We start from the raw sequence: 3,482 nt of genomic DNA on the forward strand, positions 1-3,482 counted from the left end.
GCATACGAGACAGCTGAAAGTTTCCGTGATGTGGTGGAATCGCAGAAATATTACTTTAATCCTTCTTTCCTCTTCAATATTGGTGGAAAATCACAGTTGATTGTGGAAGCAGATTATTTAAAGAATGAATTTACTCCGGATTTTGGGATTGGCGCCATTGAAAACAATGATAAATCTTACCGTTTAAATACATTTTTGCCAAGAAACGCTTTCCTGGGAGCAGATTGGCAATATCAAAATACAGAGCAGGCAACGGCGGGAATAACCTTTAATCATCAGTTCAGTGAGTTCTGGACTTTGAATACTGTAGCTTCTTTCCAGAATTATACAAAAGATTATTTTTCTACAGAAAGAATCACCTGGACTTACGACAATGCAGGGCGCCTGAAATGGAACCGCCCCGTCAACAGAACTTACAATGAGCAAAATTATACGGCCTTACAGCTTAATTTGAATGGAGAAATCAATACCGGAAAAATTAACCATAAAATTTTAATCGGTACAGATGGCGATTACGGAACTGCAGATGCGTACGCTTATAATCTTTCACAAACAGCTTACGGAACTAATGGCAGCACGAACGGAACCATTTATCTTGATGATCCATCCACGTGGACAAGCGGCGCAATGCCCACAGCTACAAAAAGAGACAGAACCCGAATCCCAACGCAGCGATTTGGTATTTATGCCCAGGATTTCATTAGTATCACCGAACAGTTTAAAGTTTTGGCGGGATTACGATGGTCTTATATCGAAAACCTCGAAACCGAAAAGAAATCGTTTGTAACCAATGATGTAAACAATACTGCAGGTACCGCAGACAGAGCTTTTTCGCCAAAAGCCGGACTTATTTATATGCCAAACGACAATCTATCGCTTTTTGCTACTTACACCAATTCGTTCTCCGCAAATACTGGACGTGACATTTACGATAACTCGTTGACTCCATCGATAATTGATCAGTTCGAGGTTGGTATGAAAAAGAATTTCTGGAATAATGCGGTAGCGCTGAATCTGTCACTTTATCAGATTGAAAACAGAAACTTCTATCAGATGGCAGAATTTAATGCCCAGGGACAGGTGAACAATGATTCTACCATAAAAGAATTTGCAGGTAAGATGCGCAGCCGTGGTGTGGAACTCGACATTACCGGAAATCCAACTCCCAATTTAATGATTATTGCTGGTGCTTCCTACAATCACGCGGTTTATTTGGATACGCCTGAAGGGTTTGGGTATGTTGAGAACCAACGGTTGGTCCGTACACCTGCAACCACAGCAAATGCATCGGTATTTTACACCCTGCCAAATTATATAAAAGGACTTAAGCTGGGGGCCAGCGTGTACTTTGTAGGCGACCGTATCGCAGGATGGAATGATACCAAGGAAACATTAGACACCAGAAATGGGGTTTCCCGGTTATTGCCGGTTGATGATTATGCCACTGTTGCTTTGTCAGTTGGATATGAATGGCAGAAATTTTCTGTAATGGGTAAAGTAGGAAATCTCTTTGATACCGTGAATTACAACTATCATGAAAACTACTCCGTAAATCCAATTACTCCAAGAAATTATTACTTCACTTTAACGTACAAACTTTAATCGCTTAAAGTAAAAATATTACCTGATAGTGGAAACTCCGGTTTCCACTTTTATCGTAAGCTGCAAAAAACAAACTAATCAAATAAACAATGGCAAAAATTAAGGACACAAAAACATTTATGCGAATTACGCACCGCTATCTGGGCTATTTCGCAGCAGGAATCATGGCTGTATACGCAATTAGCGGCGTTCTGCTGATTTACCGTGATACCAATTTTCTGAAAAAGGAAAACAAGTACGAAATCGTTCTTAAGCCAAATCTTACCGAAAAGGAGCTGGCGAAAGAAATTAAAATGCGTAATGTAGAATTTAAAGGTAGCGAAGGTGATGTTCAGAAATTTGAACAGGGGACTTATAATATGAAAACCGGCGAAACAAAATATTCAAAAATGCAGCTGCCATTTGTTCTGGAAAAATTCAACGAACTGCACAAATCGACCTCGAAACACCGTTATGCAACATTAAATGCTGTTTTCGGAGTGGTTTTGTTTTTCTTTGTGATTTCGTCGTTCTGGATGTTCAATTTTAAATCCAAGGCCTTCAGAAGAGGAATGATTTACGCCGGACTAGGTTTTATTCTGGCACTCATTATGGTGTTCTTTCAATAGATTTTCTTCTAATTTGGAGTCTGAAAATGCGGTAGAAATTTATATGAATTTTTATTTTCAGTTCAGATAAATTAATTATCTTTGCAACCTCATAATTAATCGGGACGAGTTCCCACAAAATCAAACATTTATGTCAGTAAAAATCAGATTACAAAGACACGGTAAAAAAGGAAAGCCTTTTTTCCACATTGTTGTTGCAGATGCAAGAGCAAGAAGAGATGGTAAATTTATCGAGAAAATCGGTACTTACAATCCAATTACAAATCCTGCGATTATCGAATTAAACGTGGATTCTGCAGTAAAATGGCTTAACAACGGTGCGCAGCCTACCGATACTGCAAGAGCAATTCTTTCTTACAAAGGAGTTCTTTACAAAAAACACCTTCTTGGTGGTGTTGCTAAAGGCGCATTTGATGAGGCTGAAGCTGAGAAGAGATTCAACTCTTGGTTAGAAGAAAAAGAAAAACAGGTTCTTGGTAAAAAAGACGGTTTAAGCAAAGCAAAAGAAGATGCTAAAAAAGCAGCTTTAGAAGCAGAAGCAAAAGTAAACCAGGCAAGATTAGATGCAGCTGCTAAATTAGAAGCTGATGCAAAAGCGGAAGCTGAAGCTAAATTGGCAGAGGAAAAAGCTGCTGAAGAAGCTGCAAACGCTCCTGTTGCTGAAGAAACTGCAGAAGAACCAGCTGCGGAAGCAGAAGGTACGGAAGAAGCGCAAGCTTAATTTTTCTGTAATAACTTACAAAAAATATCCTACAGAGACGCCAATATTGGCGTCTCTGTTATTTTAAAACCCATTATATTTGCAGTGCTAACACGGTTTACTGTGTTTCATCAATCATAAAAATTACGCATGAAAAAAGAAGATTGTTATTTCTTAGGGAAAATTACGCGCAGACACGGACTTCACGGCAATGTGTTTCTAAAACTCGATACCGATCAGCCCGAAATGTACAATAAATTAGATTCAATTTTTGTAGATATCAACGGATTGCTGGTGCCGTTTTTTGTGGCAAAACAATCCTGGAGCAAAGGTGATACGCTCATTATTTCCTTTAAAAATTCCACCGAGGCTTTGGTAGACCAGTCGCTGGGAAAAGATGTTTATCTTCCGCTTTCCACACTGCCAAAACTTACCGGAAACAAGTTTTATTACCACGAAGTTATCGGTTTCGAAATCCGGGAAGAAGACGGCAAAAGCTGCGGGATAATCGAATCTGTAAACGACCAGACAGGTCAGCATTATTTCCTTTTGAATCTGGCAGACAAACAGAT

General features: G+C 39.2%; 4 protein-coding genes. All 4 read left to right on the forward strand.

Annotated elements, in window-relative coordinates:
- A partial coding sequence (locus V5N63_RS04525) for a TonB-dependent siderophore receptor (protein WP_332032986.1) occupies window positions 1-1,602 on the forward strand: 1,602 nt, incomplete at its 5' end.
- Window positions 1,603-1,691: 89 nt separating this feature from the next.
- A complete protein-coding gene (locus tag V5N63_RS04530) occupies window positions 1,692-2,210 on the forward strand; it encodes a hypothetical protein (protein WP_332032987.1) in 519 nt (172 codons plus the stop codon).
- A 130-nt stretch (window positions 2,211-2,340) separates the two neighbouring features.
- Window positions 2,341-2,931 (forward strand): 30S ribosomal protein S16, encoded by a 591-nt coding sequence (locus tag V5N63_RS04535; RefSeq protein ID WP_088467896.1) that lies wholly within the window; start codon window positions 2,341-2,343, stop codon window positions 2,929-2,931.
- Window positions 2,932-3,060: 129 nt separating this feature from the next.
- Window positions 3,061-3,482: ribosome maturation factor RimM (locus V5N63_RS04540; RefSeq protein WP_332032988.1), on the forward strand; the 422-nt coding region annotated here is incomplete at its 3' end.

Origin of the sequence: Kaistella sp. (assembly GCF_032060305.1) — a bacterium.
Taxonomy (GTDB): Bacteria; Bacteroidota; Bacteroidia; order Flavobacteriales; family Weeksellaceae; genus Kaistella; species Kaistella yananensis.

Bases quoted from the DNA above. Each gene is read 5' to 3' on its own strand.
- V5N63_RS04535 (WP_088467896.1), top strand. From the start codon at position 2,341: ATGTCAGTAAAAATCAGATTACAAAGACACGGTAAAAAAGGAAAGCCT.
- V5N63_RS04530 (WP_332032987.1), top strand. From the start codon at position 1,692: ATGGCAAAAATTAAGGACACAAAAACATTTATGCGAATTACGCACCGC.